Origin of the sequence: Cupriavidus taiwanensis (genome assembly GCF_900250075.1) — a bacterium.
Taxonomy (GTDB): Bacteria; Pseudomonadota; Gammaproteobacteria; order Burkholderiales; family Burkholderiaceae; genus Cupriavidus; species Cupriavidus taiwanensis_C.
In genome coordinates this window covers 2076955-2097084 of sequence record NZ_LT977071.1, presented here as the reverse complement: position 1 = coordinate 2097084, position 20130 = coordinate 2076955, and the positions used below count along the sequence as shown (strand labels likewise).

12 protein-coding genes and 1 pseudogene are annotated in these 20130 nt (G+C 60.2%); 9 read left to right on the top strand and 4 right to left on the bottom strand.

Annotated elements, in window-relative coordinates; translation table 11 throughout:
• The first annotated feature begins 17 nt into the window (after positions 1-17).
• The 8 genes and pseudogenes from CBM2588_RS25825 (at position 18) to CBM2588_RS25790 (ending at position 12377) form a co-directional block, all read left to right on the top strand.
• A complete protein-coding gene (locus tag CBM2588_RS25825; protein ID WP_115683124.1) occupies positions 18-1124 on the top strand; it encodes an MFS transporter in 1107 nt (368 codons plus the stop codon).
• Positions 1125-1301: 177 nt separating this feature from the next.
• The gene (locus tag CBM2588_RS25820; RefSeq protein WP_115683123.1) at positions 1302-1529 is read left to right on the top strand and encodes a hypothetical protein; all 228 of its coding nucleotides are present in this window, start codon (positions 1302-1304) and stop codon (positions 1527-1529) included.
• Between the two features lie 10 nt (positions 1530-1539).
• Positions 1540-3894: pseudogene (locus tag CBM2588_RS25815) on the top strand (type VI secretion system Vgr family protein); the annotation flags it as partial.
• 34 nt (positions 3895-3928) lie between these two features.
• A complete protein-coding gene (locus CBM2588_RS25810; RefSeq protein ID WP_172583664.1) occupies positions 3929-4840 on the top strand; it encodes a DUF4123 domain-containing protein in 912 nt (303 codons plus the stop codon).
• A 10-nt stretch (positions 4841-4850) separates the two neighbouring features.
• Positions 4851-7595, top strand: coding sequence for a T6SS effector BTH_I2691 family protein (locus tag CBM2588_RS25805; protein ID WP_147298437.1), 2745 nt, complete (start codon positions 4851-4853; stop codon positions 7593-7595).
• Positions 7596-7608: 13 nt separating this feature from the next.
• Positions 7609-8679, top strand: a complete 1071-nt coding sequence (locus CBM2588_RS25800) for a DUF6708 domain-containing protein (RefSeq protein ID WP_147298436.1) — start codon at positions 7609-7611, stop codon at positions 8677-8679.
• Positions 8680-9401: 722 nt separating this feature from the next.
• Positions 9402-10316, top strand: a complete 915-nt coding sequence (locus tag CBM2588_RS25795; RefSeq protein WP_147298435.1) for a hypothetical protein — start codon at positions 9402-9404, stop codon at positions 10314-10316.
• 951 nt (positions 10317-11267) lie between these two features.
• Complete coding sequence (locus tag CBM2588_RS25790) at positions 11268-12377, top strand: MFS transporter (RefSeq protein WP_115683119.1); 1110 nt, start codon at positions 11268-11270, stop codon at positions 12375-12377.
• 114 nt (positions 12378-12491) lie between these two features.
• Here the strand turns inward: CBM2588_RS25790 and CBM2588_RS25785 are convergent, their stop codons facing one another.
• Positions 12492-12956 carry a hypothetical protein gene (locus CBM2588_RS25785; protein WP_147298434.1) on the bottom strand — a complete coding sequence of 155 codons (465 nt, stop codon included), beginning with the start codon at positions 12954-12956 and terminating at the stop codon, positions 12492-12494.
• 174 nt (positions 12957-13130) lie between these two features.
• On the opposite strand from CBM2588_RS25785, the gene tssA reads away from it, so the two are divergent.
• Entirely contained in the window at positions 13131-14222 is a 1092-nt protein-coding gene (tssA, locus tag CBM2588_RS25780) for a type VI secretion system protein TssA (protein ID WP_115683118.1), read from the top strand.
• Positions 14223-14277: 55 nt separating this feature from the next.
• On the opposite strand, the gene CBM2588_RS25775 is transcribed toward tssA, so the two are convergent.
• Genes CBM2588_RS25775 through tssM form a run of 3 tightly spaced genes read right to left on the bottom strand, consistent with a single transcriptional unit; the run spans position 14278 to position 20095 of the window.
• Complete coding sequence (locus tag CBM2588_RS25775; protein ID WP_115683117.1) at positions 14278-15156, bottom strand: OmpA family protein; 879 nt, start codon at positions 15154-15156, stop codon at positions 14278-14280.
• Positions 15153-16142: a type VI secretion system-associated protein TagF gene (gene tagF / locus CBM2588_RS25770; protein WP_115683116.1), complete on the bottom strand. Its 990-nt coding sequence runs from the start codon at positions 16140-16142 to the stop codon at positions 15153-15155. The genes CBM2588_RS25775 and tagF overlap by 4 nt, the downstream gene beginning before the upstream one ends.
• Positions 16139-20095, bottom strand: a complete 3957-nt coding sequence (gene tssM, locus CBM2588_RS25765) for a type VI secretion system membrane subunit TssM (RefSeq protein WP_115683115.1) — start codon at positions 20093-20095, stop codon at positions 16139-16141. Before tssM ends, tagF begins: the two co-directional genes overlap by 4 nt.
• Between the last annotated feature and the right edge of the window lie 35 nt (positions 20096-20130).

Genomic DNA, 20130 nt, shown 5'->3' with positions numbered 1-20130 from the left:
AATTTGGAGGCCGAAAAGTGTTCGATTGTGAGTCAGCTTTTTGGCTGTATCAAAATAGGAATGGTAGGAAAGAGGCTGTTGAATATGTGGCTGATGTAAATAAGTGTACCGAGTTGCATTTCCCGAATGAAAGCAATAAGTCGAAATCTTTGGTAAGACCTGGGTTGAATTTTGTTAGAACAATATTCGATTATAACGAGCATTTTATAGAGCTTTCAAATTTCGGTGAAGAGGACAGATCTTTGGAGTTTTTGCTATCGATTCTTTACCTTGCCGTTTCATTGATTCCGGCGGCTTTTATGTTGATGGACATCATAGAGGGCGGGACATTTGATGTGGCATTTTTTTGTTTGGCTGCGATCGTTGGTTGTGCGATTGGCTTTGGCGTATATTTTTGGCCCATACAGATCACGCCGAATTTTTTCACTAACCTTCGTGCTCGTTATCGCTTCAATCGCACGACGCGTAAGGTCTATGTTCTTCGGCCAGGTCGTTATGGTGGTAACGTGGTCCTTGACTGGGATCGCGTGCAGGCTCATCCAAATTGGTGTGCGCCCCGTGAGATGGAGCCTCACGAAATCCACGATAAGAATGCGCGTCAGCGCCGACAAGACAATGCCGGGGGGGAATTTCGGATGCGAGGCCTTGTGCTATATTGGCCGCCGTTGAATCACGAAGATCCGGAACGGAAGGGTGAGGATGTGCTATGGGTCGGCCCCAAACTTGCGGGAGAAAATCTTTGGCAATATATACGTACCTTCATGGAAGAGGGCATCGAAAAGGTTCCAGCACCCAATAAGCACGAATGGCTTCGTAAGGGGTTTCATACCCCGTCGCAACATATCGAGGAAACCGAGTTAGGCCCATCCCGAGTGCTGGACGAGATTGGAGGGCGAGGCAGTAACTCGGCTCAGACGCAGATCACTTTTTTGATGACAGCAATCTGGGCCCCATTGCATTGCTTGGCTGAACGCCTGTGCAAGTGGCCAACCTTCCCGGAGGAATGGAACAGCGACTGCGGCCAAAAGCGACGAGAGAACGGGATTGGGCCGGAGGAGCCATTACGATGGAAGGCTGTTCGTGAAACCGGTAGAAAAGCGCAAGGGGAGTCGGTGGCTGTTTGACTGAACGGCGCTCCAGCGCGACCAACGCGCCGGGGGCCGGGCCGCAGTGCGGCTGGCTGCGCTGGAGGCACAGCGGTCTGAACTCGACGAACGCTTGGTCACGGCCGATGCGCGCTTGGCGCAGGAGCATGAACTGGTGGCGCATCCGGGGGCGCTTCGCACTGCACGGGAGCGGGCATGAGTGCCGAGCCGGCCCTGGCGGCCAACAGCGATGTGGTGGCAATGCAGCGCAACGCAGTGCAAGGCAAGGTAGCCGCTGCGACTGCGGAACCCGACGAGCGCGACTGGCTGCTAGCCAAACTTCGTGCGCTCCAATTTGAAGCGCCGATGATGCCGTTGCAACTGAGCGGCCACGTAGCTTCCAAGATCGTATCGGCATGTACGGGCATCTGCTGGGCCACATGACGGCTGCAGGGACGGCGGCGGGTTCCGCATCGACCTGACGGCGGTATCGGATAACGCCGGCATCGAGGCGCAAAGCCTGCTGGGCCAGGCCGTGCGCATCGACCTGCTGACCCAGCGCAGCCGCACCACGCTGCGGCCCTTCCATGGCCACGTCACGCGCTTCGAGCGCGTGGGCGCCAATGGTGGGCTGGCGCGCTACCGGATGGTGGTGGAACCCTGGCTGGCATTCCTGCGCCACCGCCGCGACAGCTTCCTGTTCCAGGACATGTCGGTGGTCGACGTGGTGGACAGCGTGTTCGGCGACTACAACGGCCAGGGCAAGCTGGTGCCGGCGTGGCGCTGGGCGCTGCGCGACGCCTCGGCCTATCCGCGCCGCAGCATCGTCACGCAGTACGAAGAGAGCGACTTCGACTTCGTGACGCGCCTGCTCGCCGAAGAAGGCTTGTTCTATTACTTCGAACATGAAGCCGGCGACGGCGAGGCGCTCGGCACGCACCGCATGGTGATCGCCGATGCCAACGATGTATTCCAGGACAATGAACAGGCCAGCATCCGCTTCGGCCGCGCCGATGCCACCGCTGCCGAAGACGTGATCGACCGCTGGCAAGGCGCGCGCAGGCTGCAGACCAATGCCGTCGCCGTGGCCAGCTGGGACTACCGCGCCAAGGCGGTGCGCAGCGCCGAGGCCGGTGCGCCGGCCGAGGGCAATTCCGCTGCCCCGGCCCTGCAGGACACCGACTATCCCGGCCAATACTGGTTCGAAGACGGCGACCAGGCGCAGCGCCATGCACGGCAGCTGGTGGAGGCGCTGGAAGTCCGGCGCCTGTCGTTCTCTGGCGAGGGCAGCGTGCGCACGCTGGCGCCCGCCAGCCGCTTCGTGCTGACCGGCCACTATGACTACGAGCGCGTGCAAGGAGACGACGAGCGCCGCTTTGTCGTCCTGGCGGTGACGCATGCCGCCCGCAACAACCTGAACGAGCGCTTCCGGGGCGTCATCGATCAATTGCTCGGGACAGGCCAGCCTACTGCGGCGCCAGCCGAAAGTACGTCGTCCGCCGCGGACGTGCCGTTCTACCGCAACCAATTTACGGTAGTGCCGGCAACGCTTCCATACCGCCCGCAGCAGCTTGACGGACAAGGCCGGCAACTACACCCGCGACCCACCGTCACCGGCGCACAGACCGCCATCGACCAGACCGGCGCTGCCAACGCCACCGGCAACGCACCGGCGTGGTTCGCCGGCAGCAACGAGGCCGCCGATGGCAAGCAGGACGGCAACGGCAAGCCCGACGGCCAGCAAGGCCACGCCCACAATGCGGTCCTGTCCGGCATCAAGACCCAGGCCCTCGGCCACAGCCAGGACGGTACCGGCGGCTACAACCAGCTGGTCTTCGACGATACCTCGGGACAAAGCCGCACACTGCTATCCACCACGCAAGCGGCCTCAGCCCTGACGCTGGGCCACCACCTTGAACAACGCGACAATGCCCGCCAGGCAGCACTCGGTCACGGCGCCGTGCTGGAAACCGCAGACAGCGGCGCCTTGCGAGGCGGCGCAGGCATGCTGCTGACCGCGCACGGCGCCGGCACCAATGTGCCCTTGCTCGACAGCGAGGGCGCTGCAACGCAGGTGGAAGCCAGTGCCGAACTGCTGACCTCGCTGGCCGATGTCGCGCGCAAGCAGAAGGCAGACTTGCCGGACGAACCGGCTCCCGCCGAACTGCCCGCCATCGCCAAGCTGAAGCACACCACCGAAGTGCTGCGCCATACGGAAACAGGAACCGATGGCAAGGCCAGCGCCACTGCCTATAACGAGCCCCACCTGCAGGTGTCAGCACCCAAGGGCATCGCCGCAACCACGCCCGCCGATGCAGTGCTGGTTGCGGGTACGCAGCTGACGGTGGCGGCGCAGAAGGATGCCAATGTGGCCGCGGGTGGGAATCTGTCGGTGGCGGTGGCTGATGGGCTGAGCTTGTTTACGCATGGCAAAGGTGGGGGTGAGTCCGCGGCGGGGATTGCCATGCATGCGGCGAGCGGGAAGGTGGGTGTTGCCAGCTTGCAGGGCCAGGGTCGTATTGCCGCGGAAAAGCTGGTGACGGTGTCCTCGTCTCAGGGCGCGGTCAATGTCCAAGCGAAGGAGCATGTGCTGTTGAATGCGGCAGGGGCGCAGATCCGGGTGCTCGGGAACACGATTGAGGTGCATGCGCCGGGGATGACTACGTTTAAGGGGGCGCAGCATTTGTTTGTGGGGCCTGGGGGGCGTGAACCACATACGAGCCTGCCCAAGGGCGAGCTACCCTTGTGCGAGTATCAGACGATGGGGGCTGAATCGACCGGTGCCGGCATCGTTCCAATTCAGTCCTGACTCGCTAGTTATGCCCGTGCAAGATCGCCACCTGATGAATCACGCTGAGTCCTGGAATGCGCAGGGCGCCGCTGACACGCCTGCTGGCCACTCCGCCTTTTCTCACCGGTGGCTATCAGATTTCGCCTACGGGCTGCTGAATCCGCTGCGCCTTGATCGTGAGGAATGGGAAGACCTTCCGGTTACCAGGCTGGCACCTCCAGAATTGAAAGTGCAGGCGGAGTTCATGCCGTTGCTATTAAGTTTCAATGATCTGACCGCGCCGCAACGCGCTATCCTGCTGGGTCGTATAGAAGCGAGGGAACAGCAGGGGGACTCATATCTTTGCGGTCTCCTCAACAGCGACGCCGAGAAATCAGTGCTGAGCGCCCATCTCAGCCGCCTTCTGGTGATGACACGACAGGACAATGGACAGCGTTACCTGCTTCGCTATTACGACCCACGTGTCATGCGTCACTTGCAATGGTTATTGACGGACAAGCAGCATGTGGAATTTTGCGGGCCGATCAGCGTCTGGTCGTGGCCCGCATCCAGCGGCTGGATTACCGGTCGCCGTCTCGCGCAATACAGTCCCGGCCAGCGATTGGTCCTGCGTCCGCACCAGTGGGCGACGCTCGAGCGCCTGGCCCTAATGAACCGGGCACTGACGGAACTTGAGATTTTGGCGCCTGATCTATCGCAGAACGACGCGTTGTTTCAGTGGCTCGATGCGGCGCTGCTCCAGGCCAGTACTGACCTCGCGCTCACCGATAGCGAGGATTGGCTGTTTTGCGCCATTCAATCCGTCCGCTTTCATCCGCAGATCCACCATCATCCGCAGCTATTGGAACGTCTTGGGCAAGCAGCTACCAAAAGGGGAAGCTATGCTGCCGCATGTGCGGACCTCGACGATTCCGCTTGGCTCAGTATGGTGGAAGAGCTGAACAGCCGAATGCCGACAGCGTAATGAGACAACCATGACCCAATCTGGTACGACTCCGAAGAACAACAAAGCCGGTTGCCCATTCTGCCTAAAGAAAGGGCTGCCGATCTTGCCTGTCCGGTATGCGATCGCCCGCGATGACATAGGCAAGGGCAAACCGGCGCCACGCCTTGCTGGTCCCTTTGGTCACGGCGTCCAAGAGAATGAACTGCCGGCAGGGCAACACTATACGTTGCGTCTCATGCGGCCCGGCTACCTCTATGTGTGCAATGAAAAGCGTGGCAGCTGGGATGCCTATGTGGTCACGGAAAAAGGGTACCTGTACCCCTTTGCAACCGAGATCAAGCACAGTGTCCTGGAAAAGATGGACACCAACAAGGTGCAGACCATTGACGCGTTGCTGCAGCCGCCCAAGGAAGCCATCGAATTCAGTTGCCAGAGGGAACCCGATCATCCCTATCTGGCTCGTTGCATCATGGTTCCCGATGCCAGTTCCGCAGAAAGAATCTGGATCGGATTCTCAGATACACCGTGGACAAAACGTGTATGGAAGGCGCATACCGATGCCAGGGAGCGAGCGCGCCATATGCGCGAGCTCCGTTTGGATCTTTGGAAAGGAGGACGCCACCGCCACGTCGATTCGTTGGAAAAGCTAGGTGGCCATTTGTCCGAGGGAGGCTATACGATCAAGGAGACCCGTCCCGAAGCAGGCAAGCGCGGCACATATCCAAGCGAAATGGCGGGACAACCATCCGCATTTTCTCACTCGCCACAGGCATTTTACGGTTTGAGCGAACAGCTGCCCGGTCTTGTCAACTGGGCAAACTCGCAAGCAAAGCGCATGGGAATGGTTGCCCCAATGTTGGCAGTTGACGACCCAGTCGGATTGGCTTTGGAGGCCGCTCAATTGCTGCGCTTGCGCGTCGAAATATTCGAACGCGACAAGGGCCGAGACTGGAAACACGCCACATCCACGACCATCGTGGGCATGCGCCATGCCATTGAAGAGCAGGCCGTGCAGGAAGCGCTCCAAGTCAAACGAAACACTTCTAGCGTTGCCGTCTACACGTACGCCGATGGAATGCCGGTTGCGACTCCCTATGACCCAGACCTGGAGGAAAAGGTATGGGCGCAGAATGGACTGATGGCACTGACGCCGGATGAAGAGAGGCGCGCTCGCAGAAATGCTTGGAAGGAGTATCTGAACGATTACAGCGAGCCTAACCGGGAAGCCTTCGATAAGGAGCTCGAGCGCGATATGAACGCGTACGCCAAGAACACACTGGCGCCGCTCGCGCGGAGCTTTGTGACATGGTACGGAGGAACACCATATCGTGAGGCAATGGCCTGCAACCACGATGATACCGATATCAAGAGTGGCGAAGCCATGACCAGCCTGGTCATGGCTTGCTTGTACGACATTGTTGGACTTGAGCCGGTATCTGACATCCTTCTCAAGGAACTGCAGGGTGCCTTTACGGAGCGCAAGAACACGGTTCTGAGGGCACTTGTGCTTGACAACTCCGAGGCGGCTAAGAAATTGGAGAAGGCGGCGACTGCAGAGTTAGAAGTTGGCAATCCTGGAGCTTGGAGCAATGTATTCAAGGCCTTTGCCCACGTCCTGGAAAAGGGGCATGCGAATGAATTGGCGGGGGCCTTTACAAGCGTCGCGCGCTTGGCTTACAGCGTGGCAGGGCCTATCGTCACCTTGCTTGGGCGCTCCGGTCGGGCAGTCGCTGGAAAAGCTGGAGATGCAGCGGTTAGTCTTGCGGTTCGCTATCGCCAGATGGCGTTTCTCGGTTTGCTCGCCAATAAACCGCTAAACCGACTAAAGATTCGGGCATCGGAGGCAGAGCTTGCCCACATCATCGTTGACGAGTTGGCGCGAGTGAGTCCAAATGTCGACCGTGAGGCCTTACGGAGGCAGGTGGACCGTCACGTTAGGGTGGAACTGTCTGAGCGATCCGGCGCTCGAGCTCGTGCCCCCGGTGCGAGGAATGCTAGGGGCAGGCGCGTGTTCTACTGGACAGTCTTCTGGGATGAAGAGAGTAAACGCATATTCAACGGTACCAGCTTGGATGAGCTGGATAACGTGCTATTGAAAGAGGATCAGCTAAGATCTGTGCTGCGCAGCCGGACCGCAAACGGGATCAAGTTAGATATCGGCCTGGGTGCGGCTGGGATGATTCTGGATGGTTGGAACGTCTGGCAGGCGTTCGCGGATATGCCTGATGCCAAGAAGGGAACGATGGGGCAGAGGCAGCTTCAACTCGTCGGTGCGTTGACCAGCTTGGCCGGGAGCGGTGTGGAACTATTTGGAAAAGCGCTAGAGCGAACTAGATGGGGAAAGACCGCACTTGTTAGCCCGTTTCGGGTGTTTCTGACACAGGTTCCTACGCGCGGCGCGTTGGTCGCTTTTTTTGGCAAATGTATTGGCACAGTCGGCAGCTTCCTAGGCGCTGCGCTGGATGCTTGGAAGGGTTGGCAGGCGGTGATGCGCGGAGACGTTCCTATGGCGGTACTTTATATCAGTTCAGCGCTCGCCGGAGGCATCATCGCCGGTCTAATGCTTTTTGGGCTGCTAAGTGCCGGCTTAGGATTCTTGCTCTTGCTTGCTCTTGCACTGCTTTCCATGTTGGGTGAGTGGTTAATCAATGTTATACGTGACAACAAGGTAGAGATCTGGCTCGATAAGTCGCCATTTGGTCGCCATGGGCATGGACGATTCAAGCACTTGAAGGAACAAGAGTCCGCCTATGAGGCGATGATGAAAGCCTGATTGGAGTAGGTAAATGAGAGATGGTGAATATGCAGGCTGGATCACACGGTATAAATCAAATAGGCCGCTGTATCACTATGAGGAGGAGGAGCATTTGAATCCTAAAGCTCCCGCCGCGGAATTACCTCCAAATGATCATGGACTCCTCCGCTTGAATTCGACTTTTTGCGAATACATGGATAGGTTTTTTTTGCGCCGCGGGTGGGCTGCAATGGGCGGGACTCCATTCTTTTTTTTGGCCCTGTTCTTTGCTGGTTTGTTTGGATTCACTATATATTCACCGCGTGACGATGGATCGGACCCCAGCGATGCAATGGTTGCGTTCAGTTGGATCGTCACCATAATATGCATCTCGTGTGCAATATTCGTTGTAAAGGTCATCTGGCTGAAAGATTTTTTCCGCTATACGCACTACCCGATTCGTTTCAATCGCAGGAACAGAGTAGTCTACGTTTTTCGGCACAATGGTCCGGGAGGTGTTCTGACCGTGCCTTGGGACGACGCCTATTTCTTCATCGGGCGTTCCGGGCCAGCTATGGGCGGACAGACTTATTTCACGTTCGATTTGCGTTGTCACGTCCTCGATGATCAAAGAATGGTCCGCGATACATTCGCGGTCGGGATGGACGGCAGTAACAGTCGCGGTGCGGTCCTGGAACATTGGGAAATGGTTCGAAGGTATATGGAGGATGGGCCGCAATCGCTACCGTTTCCACCACTGGCAATGACGGTCAGCACAGAACCGACATTTCGGAATGCAGTAATAACGCAGGTGAGCGGCCAGTTTTCCGGTATCTGGCGAATCCTGATGCTGTTCATTACGCTACCTTGGGCGCTATTCCGCTATCTGGCCATGAAAACATGCAAACGCCCTGTCTGGCCGGCAGAGGTAGAGGCAGCCTGCGCTATCGATCCGGATGATCCTTTTGTCCAATATGAGCCTCGCTATGCGGGCGACCTTAAGGCGAGGGGGCCTGCAGGCGAGGATGAGTTGCTTGCCTACCGCGAACGTGCGCTGAGGATGGCTCTGGAGTACGATGCCGAGCGGAGAAATCGTCTCGGGCCGGATGGGACAGCTGCTTAAAGTGGATCCGCGTCCGTGAATCTTACCGTTGACGCTGGCGGTTTGGGCGTTGGCCGATTTGACGACCGCTTCGCATGTTGTTCGATCCAAATTGCCACGGAGAGACAGAAACAGGCAAGGAGCTTCATGTTCGGTCGCGAGTACGAATGGGCACGCGCCAGGCGCCGAGCCATTGCCAAGGCCTGCGAACTGTTGAACATCGAGGGCCAACTTCGCTGGCACGTAGATAAGACAGGTGCCGCCGAGGTATATTTATTCCCGGCCGATGCGTCTATGCGCTGACGATGCCTTACCTGGAACTTGCCAACCCTGGATTCGGCGTGCAAAGCATGATGACGTCCGTGGCGTTGCTAATACTACTTAGTTGCTTGCTCACGGTTTGGGTCTGGTATGGCCTGACGCTCCATCTGCTGCTGTTTGGGAGGGTGTGTTTTTCTCAGTTGGAAAGAACCCCATGAATCGGCGATGCTCCGCTGATGATCGGCGGACATGGTCTGGCGCAATCCACTTGCTCTTGGCCGCGCTTTCCCAAGTCCTGGAAGAGCGATTCCGGCATTGGAGAGCCGGAGCGACGGCCGGTGCAGGCAGGCGCTGTGATGACTGCAATGGTGTATCACGCCAAGGGCAAACTGGCTAAGGCAGATGAGGTGGACTTCACGAAGCGCTGGAGTAACGCTGAAGGTTTGAACGCGGCGATGACGCGATAAACCTTCTGAATTGGCATGAGGCTTTTGCCGGATCTTCGAAAACTTGCGAATGAGGGGGATATGAGGGCGTCCGGAGACCATATAAAGGCACAGCTGCAGGGATTGAAATGCCTCCCGCCTGAAAGCGGCGCGTGGGGTTTTCTACTGCCCCGCGGGAAAGACCAAGCGACTCATGAAGCCGATGCTTATGAGCAAGTTCAGGATATAAACCCCGCTTACCTGACTTTCGTCGATAGTGAGATGAACCTTGATGGGGGCATGTGGCTGACAATCGGTATCTTCATATCCAGCTATATGGTGTTGGGAGCGGTGACGTTTCTGCCGCCTCTTGTTGCGGATGAGACACCGTTTGGCGTGCTAGCAGTTGTCATAAGTGTTTTGCTGTCGACTATAGTCGGGCCCGCTATTCTCGTTTATCGAGTAGTGAATAGCCCTATAAAGCCACCGGTGATCATCAGCCGCAAGGCTCGTAAGGTTTATGTTTGGCGTGGGAAGAAAATCGGTCGGCGTACACTGAAATTTGATTCGTCGTACCCATTCATATTTCGTGCAAAACTCTTTTCGACTGCGGGTGTGACCACCATTTACACGCTGCAGCTCGCAGAGCTCGATTCAAATCGAACCATTGTTGAATCCGCGCTCCTGGCTCCATTTTCACGTTTGCCAGATGAATGCGGACGGCAATGGGAATTCATTCGTCGCTACATGGATTTTGGAGCGGATAGGGTTCCGGCAGTCCTTGCGCAACCTCCAGTTAATGAGATGCGAGCAATGTTGGCAGGACCGGGTCGGATCGAGTGGGCTTGTCAATCGAGATTTTCGATTAAAGAGGGGTTTGTTCGCGTGGTGCTATTTTTGCTTTCACGGAATTGTGAGTTATTGGTGGCTGCGAGCGGCGGCGTGGTTGCAATGTCGTGGAAAATATCCTGAATATTCATTCGCAATGCGCGATGCAATGACCTTCAATGGGCCTAATTCATATCGAAGAGAGCCGTTATCCACGGTTGAAAAAGCGGCCTTCGAGGGAGATCTGCCCCACCTGAGAATTAGGTGGGCAGTTGTTGGTGTTTTATCAACATTGCTGTGGGGTGGTCTCTGGCTAATTATGGCAAGCCCTATGGTGGCGATGTGGGATCTACACACGCGGTGCGGGTCGTGGTAAGGATCTATATGAAAGAGGGACAGTACGTCGGATGGCTGACGCGATACAAACTAAACCCTCCACTACATGCCTACGAAGATGAAGAGTACTTGGATCCGAGACTGCCGATCACGGATCGCCGAACGAGCATGGTGTACTGAGGGTCAACTCGACCTTCGTCGAGTATATGGACCGCTTCTTTCTGGAGCCAGGTTGGGCGAGGACGTGCTCTGGGTTGGGCCGAAGCGACCGGGGGAAAATCTCTGGCAGTATATCCGTACATTCATGGAGGATGGCATCGATAAGGTTCCGGCTCCCAATGAGCATGAATGGCTGCGCAAGGGCTTTCATTCCCCATCGCAGCACGTCGAGGAGGCCGCGTTGGGTCCCTCTAGAGCATTGGACGACCTAGGCGGACGAGGCAAGGATTCGATACAAACACAGCTCTCTTTGTAGGGGCGGTGATCTGGGCCCCATTGCATTGCTTGGCTGAACGGTTGTGCAAATGGCTCACGTTTCCGACCGAGTGGAACAGTGATTGCGGGATGAGGCGACGGGAGGATGGAATTGGACCAGAGGAGCCGTTGCGGTGGAAACCTTTTGCCAATGCCGGAGTAGTCAGCAAAGCGAGAAAGTGACGAGCTAACTAGGCTTTTGCACATTTTAATGTCTATTGAGGTAGTCTAGCTGGCAGGGGTGTTTCATTTGTCGTGCGAGAAAATTGATTTGAAGGCCGCAAAGTGTTCGATTGTGAATCAGCTTTTTGGCTCCATCAAAAAAGGCATGGTAGGAAGGAGGCTGTCGAATATGTGGCCGATGTAAATGAGTATACCCAATTTCACTTTCCCAGTGGAAGAGATAGTGTGGTTCGTCTTCGGGCAAATCCTAGCTTGAATTTTGCTAGGGCAATATTTGATTATAACGAGCATTTTATAGAGCTTTCCAATCTTGGTGAAGAGGACCGTTCTTTGGAGTTTCTGCTATCGATCGTTTACCTCGCCGTTTCATTGGTTCCAACAGCTTTTATGTTGATGGACCTCATAGAGGGTGGGCCATTTGATGTGGCATTTTTCTGTTTGGCTGCGATCGTTGGTTGTGCGATTGGCTTTGGCGTATATTTTTGGCCAATACAGATAACGCCGAATTTTTTCACTAACCTTCGTGCTCGTTATCGCTTCAATCGCACGACGCGTAAGGTCTATGTTCTTCGGCCAGGTCGTTATGGTGGTAACGTGGTCCTTGACTGGGATCGCGTGCAGGCTCATCCAAGTTGGTGCGCGCCCCGTGAGATGGAGCCCCACGAAATCGATGACAAGATCGCACGCCAGCGCAGACAAGACAATGCCGGGGGGGAATTTCGGATGCGAGGCCTTGTGCTGTATTGGCCGCCGTTGAATCAAGAAGATCCGGAACGGAAGGGCGAGGACGTTCTATGGGTTGGCCCCAAACTAGCGGGAGAAAATCTTTGGCAATACATACGTACCTTCATGGAAGAAGGCATCGACAAGGTTCCGCCACCCAATAAGCACGAATGGCTTCGTAAGGGGTTTCATACCCCTTCGCAACATATCGAGGAAACCGAGCTAGGCCCATCCCGAGCGCTGGACGAGATTGGTGGACGAGGCAGTAACTCGGCTCAGACCCAGATCGCTTTTATGATGACAGCAATCTGGGCGCCGTTGCATTGCTTGGCTGAACGCCTGTGCAAGTGGCCTACCTTCCCTGAGGAGTGGAACAGCGACTGCGGCCAAAAGCGGCGGGAGAACGGGATTGGGCCGGAGGAGCCGTTACGATGGAAGGCTGTTCGAGAAACCGCTAGGAAGGGGCAGGGCGAGTCGGTAGCCGTGTGAAGATTGGCCCTTGCATACGATGCCGGGCGCCGGGAGGTGCAGGGCCCGGGGGGCCAGACGGGGCCACCGCCTGAGCTTATGCTTATCCGCACAATCATTTGGTGCCAGAGCAGCCTACATACCCCCGCGCATACCCGATAGCGCGGCACCAACAAATACGACCCACGACAGGGCGGCGCCGACAGGCAGCGATATGGCGGCACTGCCGAGGCTCGTAACGGCGAGCCACCGGTTTCCGCGCAGCGCTGCAATAGATGCAACGGGCAGCGTTGCGGCACCCACCGCAGCGGGAGTCACGATCCTGGCCAGTGAAGGCTGATTTCCTCCAACGATAAGCGCAACGAATGCAGTCACCAGTACCAGCAGCAAATGAAACAGAATGAACCTGGCCCGCTCACTTCGAAGCTTCCGGATCCGCAGTCCAATGTATGCTGGGTAGGTCAGGGCGCCGCCAAACGCCAACAGTTCCACATTTCGAAACCTGGATTCTGAAACTAGTTCATACACTGCCACGGGAACGAGTAAGACGATCAGGACGAGCGTGGCATGTAGTGACAGGTTTCTAAGCAGACTTTTCATTGGCGGAAGCGCGGACAATCGGCAATGGTGATTCGCGGATCTGGACCGCACAAGGCGGAATATTGAATCCAGCAGAGTGTACGTCGCAAATGCCTGCTCTGGGCACCACGCCCATGGCCTTACCGCACCTCCAACGGTACACTTACCTCTTGTTCCCAAGGCTGACTGACCACCATGGCATCCCTACAGTTCGACCGCCTGCTTGCCCCGCTTCCTGGCAACCAGCCCTGCGGCGAAGACCTCCTGTTTTCCGCTGAATTCGACCGCATCCAGGAAGCGCGCCGCGCTGACGATCCGTCGCTGGACCAGGGCGATTGGGTAACGGATATCAAGGAAGCGGACTGGCGCGAGGTGATCGGCATTGCCACTTCGCTGTTGCAGGATCGCACCAAGGACCTTCGCCTGGCGGTGTGGTTGACCGAGGCGCTTTCCAAGGAGAGGGGTTTTGCCGGGCTGCGAGACGGATACCAGCTGACGGCCGAGCTTTGCGGGCAATACTGGGATCATCTGCACCCCGTGATGGAAGCCGACGATGTCGATTACCGTACCGGCAGCGTCACGTGGCTGGCGGGGCGGTCGAGCCAGTTGATCCGCGAGATTCCACTGGTCGACGAATCGGCGGGTGGCTATACATACGTCGATTGGGAGGTGGCGACGCACCTCGCGGAAGCGATTCGTCGCGATCCGGAGCAGGCGGATGAACTGGCACAGGGCAAGGTCAGCCAGGAGCAGTTCGAGGCGGCGCGGAAGAAGACGCCGGCGGCATTCTATACGGCGCTGCATGCGGACCTGGTGTCCTGCGAGGCAGCCCTGAAGCTATTGGGCGATGTACTGGACGAGCGGGCCGGCGAACATGCGCCAAGTTTCCGCCAGGCGCGCGAGGCGCTGGAGGCAGTGCGTATGCTGGTGGAGCGCTTCGTCGGCAAGCCGGTGGAGCGTCCCGCCGGCGCAGAGGCAAACCAGGCATCGTCCTCGCCTGCGCATAGCGGGCATGCAAGCGTGTCGGCTGACGCTGCCGATGCCATGCACTCCGGTCCCATTCGCACGCGCGCCCAGGCACTGGCGCAATTGCGTGAGGTCGCGGAGTTTTTCCGTCGCACGGAACCGCACAGTCCGGTGGCTTATCTGGCCGCACGCGCTGCGAAGTGGGGGGACATGCCGCTGCACGCGTGGCTGCGCACGGTGGTCAAGGACGATGCCACGCTGTCGCAGATCGAGGAGCTGCTCGGCGTTACCTCGGACCCTTCGGCTGATCACGACGCGTAATTCCAGGCCACGCCGGCAGTATCGATGCGCCGGCGTGGATCGCAGCAATGCTGGATTACTGCCCTGCCCGGAACTCGATCCTCCGGTTCTTCGCCCGGCCTTCCTCTTTGTCATTCGGCGCCACCGGCTGGTCCGGACCCACACCCACCGCCGTCAGCATGCCGGGCTCGCCGCCCTTGCCGATCAGGTAGTTCTTCACCGTCTCCGCGCGTGCCTGGCTTAGCGTCAGGTTCAGCGCGCGGCTGCCGGAGTTGTCGGTGTGGCCGACAATCTCGATCTTGCGCCCGCTCAGGCGCGGCAGCACCGCAGCCATTTCATCGAGGATGGCGCGGCCCTTGGGCGTCAGCGTGGCGGCGCCCGTCTCGAATTCGATGATCCGGTTGGCCAGGGTCTGGTCAAGCAGGTTCTGTTCGGAGGCCGGCACGCGCAGGCCGTTCTTCACCGTATAGCTCTGGCCCAGGCCGGTGGCCATGTCGCTGGCGATCTGCTGGCGCTGGGCCTCGTTGCGCACGTCGCCGTGCACGGATACCTGCGTGCCATCGATGCTCAGCTGGCCGCGGCTGACCTGCTTGATCTGCGGCGAGAGGATCTTCTGCACATTGGCCGACCAGTTCGGGGGCGAGACCACGTTGCCGACTTCGATCTGGTCCACCACGTTGGCGCTGCCATACAGCTCGCGCAGGCGCGCCAGCACGCTGGCTTTGGTAGCTTCGTCAGGGACCGCGCCACCTGCGACGACGCGGCCTGAAGGGGCCGCTGCGGACGCGGCAGGCGTGGCGGTTGTGCCGGGATCGCCGGGCGCGGCATGGCCGGGCAGCATGACCAGCGCGGCCAGCAGGCCCGCGGCCAGTGCAGGCGTGCGTGTTCCAACCACAGCGGAGGCAGCCTTGAAGTGGGCCACCCGGTTGCGTACTGCATTGACACCCATGCTCATTCCCCGGCAAAGACTTCACGGAAGGTGTCGAGCGCCAGGCGCAGCGACAGCTGCGGCTGGTCCATGTAGCTGACGAACTTGGCCATGCCGTAGTCTCCGTTGACGTGTTGCTCGACCCATTCCGGGTCATCGATATTGATGTTCTGCTCGGCATAGGCCAGCGGCGAGATCACGCCATGCAGTGTGCGTGACGAGGCGCCGTTGAAGCCGATCACCAGCCGCTCGTTGCCGCCGATCTGCCCGAGGAAGATCGACAGTTCGAAATCGGCCCGGTGCAGGAAGCGCGATACCAGTTCCAGCCAGAAGCTAGCGACCAGGCTGCGGTAGAGCGGGTCGGCGGGCAGCGGCAGGGTCAGGCCTTTCTCCAGGTGCGAGGAGCCGGACGACATCAGCGGCTGCAGCAGGATGCCGAGCGCCAGCAGCGTGCGGCGCAAGCGTACATGCTGGCCCTGGCCGGCCAGCATGTGTTCCAGGCCGGCCACGGTCTGGAAGTCGATGAAGTCGGCAAAGCTGGCGTCGTGGGTCTGGGCGCCGGCACCGGTTTCCACGCCCAGCTGGGACTGGGCCAGTTGCTGCAGGCCTTCGGTGGCATCGGAGGCCTGTGCGAGCGCATGCATTTGCTGCCCGGCGCGCGTCCACAGGCGGGCCAGCGCCAGCGGGCTGCGGGCGATGAATTGCAAGGGGCGCTCCACCTCCATCGCCGCTGCCGTCAGGAACGGGAAGCGTCGCGACGACAGGTCGCTGCTGGCCATCAGCACACCCGCGATGGCGAGCTTGCTTTGCGAGCCCAGGAAGGCGAAGTGCATCGGCTTCCATGCGTCATAGCAAGCCTTCCAGGCCGGGTCTTCGGCCAGCAGTTCCATGCCTTGCGCAAGCCAGCGGTCCAGCGTATCGAGCAGCTGGGTGTTATTGGCACTCTTGACGAAGTCGCCCCGGGACGGGATCTTGCCGAAATAGGACAGCTGCAGTTGGGTCGGCTGGCTCATTGCGCCGTACCTCCTTGGTTGACTTGGGCCGTGGCCTGCGCGTTGCCCTGCGCGCTGGCCTGCGGGTTCGGGGCAGGGGAGGCGGACGGAGGCGCCGCGGGGGAAGTCGACGGCGAAGTGGCTGGCGGCGTCGCGGTATTGAGCGGCGCATTGGCGTCCGCAATCGCGGTCGGCAGGCGCAGGCCGCGCAGGCCCTGGCTCTGCGGCGAGTCGGATGCGCTGGCGTTTCCGGCGGTCTGCGGGCTGCTGATGATGCGCAGCGCCACGCTGACCGCGATGTTGTCGCGGCTCCAGGTCAGGTCGAAGGCGCCATCCGGGCGGCGCTTGCGCGCAGCGGTCGCAATCAGGCGCTCGAGGCCAAAGCGGCCGGGCTCGTTAAGCAGCTCGACGGAGCGTCCATCGAAGGTCGTGGCCGTGATCTTCGCGCCCGGCGAACCCTGCGGATTGGGCCAGACAAAGTTGGCCCACTGTGCCGGCGTATTGCGATAGCGCAGCTGCTGGCCGTCGATCTCGATGGTGTACTCGGTGGTGCCGGTCGCGGGCGTCGGCAGGATCTGGAACACGGTCTGCTGGGCCGCCGCGGCCGTGGCGCCGCCATTGCCGCCCGCCGCGCCGCCGGTCAGAGGCGCCACCCAGCGCGTGAAGTTGGTAGTGAACTCCGGCGCCAGCGTCAGGCCCAGGTCGCCCCAGGTGCGCGCGGCCAGCATGTCGCCGCGGCGCACCGACAGCGGGCCGATGGTGGCGGTGGTGAACTTCGCGATCGCGCCCTCCGGCCCGAAGATCTGGCCGATCTCCGCCGCGCTGGCTTCGATCTTGGCATCCGAGGCAAACGGGTACTTGGTCGCCAGGGTCTGGCTGAACGGCTGGTACACCTGTGCGTTCCAGACCTTGTTGATCTCGACGCTGGCCGGGCGGATCACCACGGCGTAAGACTGCAGCAGCGGGCGCACCAGCAGCGGCCGCAGTGCCTGGCGCTGGCTGTCGGTGAGGCCGGTCATCATCTGCTCGTCGACATACTTCAGGGCGTCGGACAACTCCGAACCATTGCCATCCAGCGTCTGCTGCATCAGCTGGCGTGCGCCAGGGCCGGGGTCGCCCTGGTTCTTGAGCTGGTTGAAGCGCGTGCGCACCTTCGACAGCGACTCCATATAGCCACGCAGCATCGAGTTGTTGTCATGCATGACAACGATGCGCGCCAGGCCCGAGAACTCCTTGCCGACCGGGCCCATCGGGATGGTGCCCGCCGCGCTATTGGCGCCGCTGACATCGACATTGACGCTGACTTGCGAGGGCGTGCCGCGCGAGATCAGGCGCTTGAACCAGTCGAGCATGCCGAACTTGGCCTGCTTCAGGCCGGCATTGAGCAGCGACGGGTTGTCCCACGAGGTCTGCTCATAAGCGGTGTCCAGCACCTTGCGGATCGGCGAGTTGGCCGGGTCGCCCAGCAGGTTCATGCTGGCCACGGCTTGTTCGAAGCTGCCGAAGTCCTGGATCGTCACCCCCTGCATGAAGCGCTGCCATTCCCGTGCGTACTCGGTCTTGTACATCGTGACCAGCGTCTTCTGGATCTGCTCGGGACTGCCTTCCAGGGTCAGGTCGTCGCGCGCGGCAACGTTGAGCACCCAGTCCTTGCTCTGCAGTTCCTTGCTGGCGGCCTCGCGGATGGCGGGCTGCACGTAGCCGAGCCAGGCCTCGCGCGTGAAGGTGCCGGGCACGGCGTAGCTGCCGGCGACCACGGAGGCGCCGGTGTCGCCCACGATGCGGGCCACGGTCATCGGGGCAAAGCGGGTGGAGGCGCGGGCCTTGATCTCGGCGTAGGCGCGCTCGCGCGCGGGCATGCCGCGCACCACGCGGCGCAGGTTCTCGCGGGACTGGTCGATCAGCGACAGGTTGCCTTCGAGCAGCGGCCAGTTGTCGTCATTGACGCGGGCAAGGAAGAATGACAGGTTGCGCTCCGCGGAACGGATCAGCTGCTCGCGCGGCATGTTGCCGCGGTTGTCTTCGAGCCAGCCGCGCCAGAAGCGGGTCATCTGGTCCGTCAGGTGCGCGACCTCGACGTGGCGCTTGTCGGCCAGCATCAGGTAGGTCTTGAGCGCGTTGTACGCGTCTTCCACGTTGGTGGGGGAGGCGTCGGTGTAGCGCTTGCCAGCGGCGGGCGCGGCGGCGGTTGCCGCCGCCGTGGCAGCGGGGGCGGAAGCCGGTGCTGCGGAGGGCAGCGACGTCGCGACGACTGCGCCGGTTTCTGGCGGGCGCACCATCGGCGCAAGCTGCTCGGGATGCGCGTTGACTTCCGCCAGGAAGGTCTCGATGGCGCCGCCGACCGGTTTCAGCATCACCTGGCGCAGGCCGTTGTAGTACTCGTCCAGCAGCTTGTGCTGCAGCGTGTCGCCCTGGTACAGGCCCAGCGACAGCGCCAGTGGATGGTCGGCGCGGAAACGTTCCAACTGCTCGATGCGGTCCTGCAGGATGTCCAGCGCTTCTAGCCGCGCCTGCAGGTCGACGCGGTTTTGCTGCATCTTGACGATCTTGTCCAGGTCCGCCTGCACGTTGGCGGTGAGCTGCCGGTTGCCGAGGAACGACCAGGTCCAGCCGCCCAGCAGCAGGCCCAGCACCAGCACCAGCCCGAAGAACGTGGCGAAGCGCAGCCGCGTCTTGGCGGGGCTGGCGAACTGGCGCACGGTGCGGCGGTCGGCGAAGATCACCTTCGAGAACAGGTCCCGCAGGAAGAAGCCGTTCTTCGAGAACACCTCGCGATTGCCGGCCACGCCTTCCAGCTTCAGCCCGAAACGGCGCGCGATGCGCTCGGCCGAGACGCTGGTGGTGCTGGCCTCCTGTACCGCGCTGGTGAAGTAGAAGCCGCGGAACACGGGCCTGTACTGGAACGGGTTCTCATCGAACAGCGTGACCAGGAAGGCGCGCAGCGTGGGCTTGACCGAGGCGAACTCCAGCGGAAAGCTCAGCAGCCCCGGCGACAGCTTGCCGTTGCGGTGCTGCGCGATCTGCGCCACGCTGATCTCCTTCAGGCCGTCGCACAGTTCGTCGAAGCGCTGGTCGAATACAGAGGCGACATCGCGGCGCTCTTCGGGAGCGAAGGGCAGGGTGGCGCCCCAGACGCGGTCGCGCTCCTGCTTCTCGTTGTCGCCAAAGAATTCGGTAAAGCCGGTGATCAGGTCGGCCTTGGTGAACATCACGTAGACCGGCGCGAATACTTCAAGCCGCTCGGTCAGTTCCTGCACGCGCTGGCGCAGGTTCTTGGCCAGGTTGATGGCGAACTCGGGCCGGTTCTGCGTCAGTTCCGGAATGCTGACCGTGACCACGATGCCGTTGATCGGCGCCTTGGGCCGATAGCGCTTGAGCAGGTCGAGGAAGCCCAGCCATTCGCGCCGGTCTTCCTCATGCACGGCATAGCGGCCCGCGGTATCGAGCAGGATGCCTTCGGTGGTGAAGAACCAGTCGCAGTTGCGCGTGCCGCCAATGCCGTGGATCACGGCGCTGTTCTTGTCGGCGAACGGAAACTGCAGGCCGGAGTTCAGCACGGCCGTGCTCTTGCCCGCCGCGGGGTTGCCGATCACGATGTACCAGGGCAGCTCGTAGAGCGCCTCGCTCCCCGACATCTGGCCCAGCTTCGAGCTCTTGATGGTCTTTACGGCGCTGGCCAGGCGCGTGCGCAGCGCCTCGACCTCGTCGCGCTTGTCGGGTGGCGCGGCCTTGGCGGCCATGTCGGCCTGCTGCTCGAGGATGCCTTCGAGCTTGCCGCTGGCCCGGCGTGCGCGCCAGCGCTTCCACAGGTAGGTGGCCAGCCACGCCAGCAACAACACACCCAGGACGATGGCGACCCAGGCCAGCCCGATTTCTAAAGTCTGCGCCATCAGCAACAGGAAGACGGTCAGCACGACCACGCCGAATACCGACAGCGTGCGTGTGTGGGTCAGGAAGTTAAGGATGCGATGCATGTTGCCTTTGGCTCGGGAGCAATACGGGATTCGGG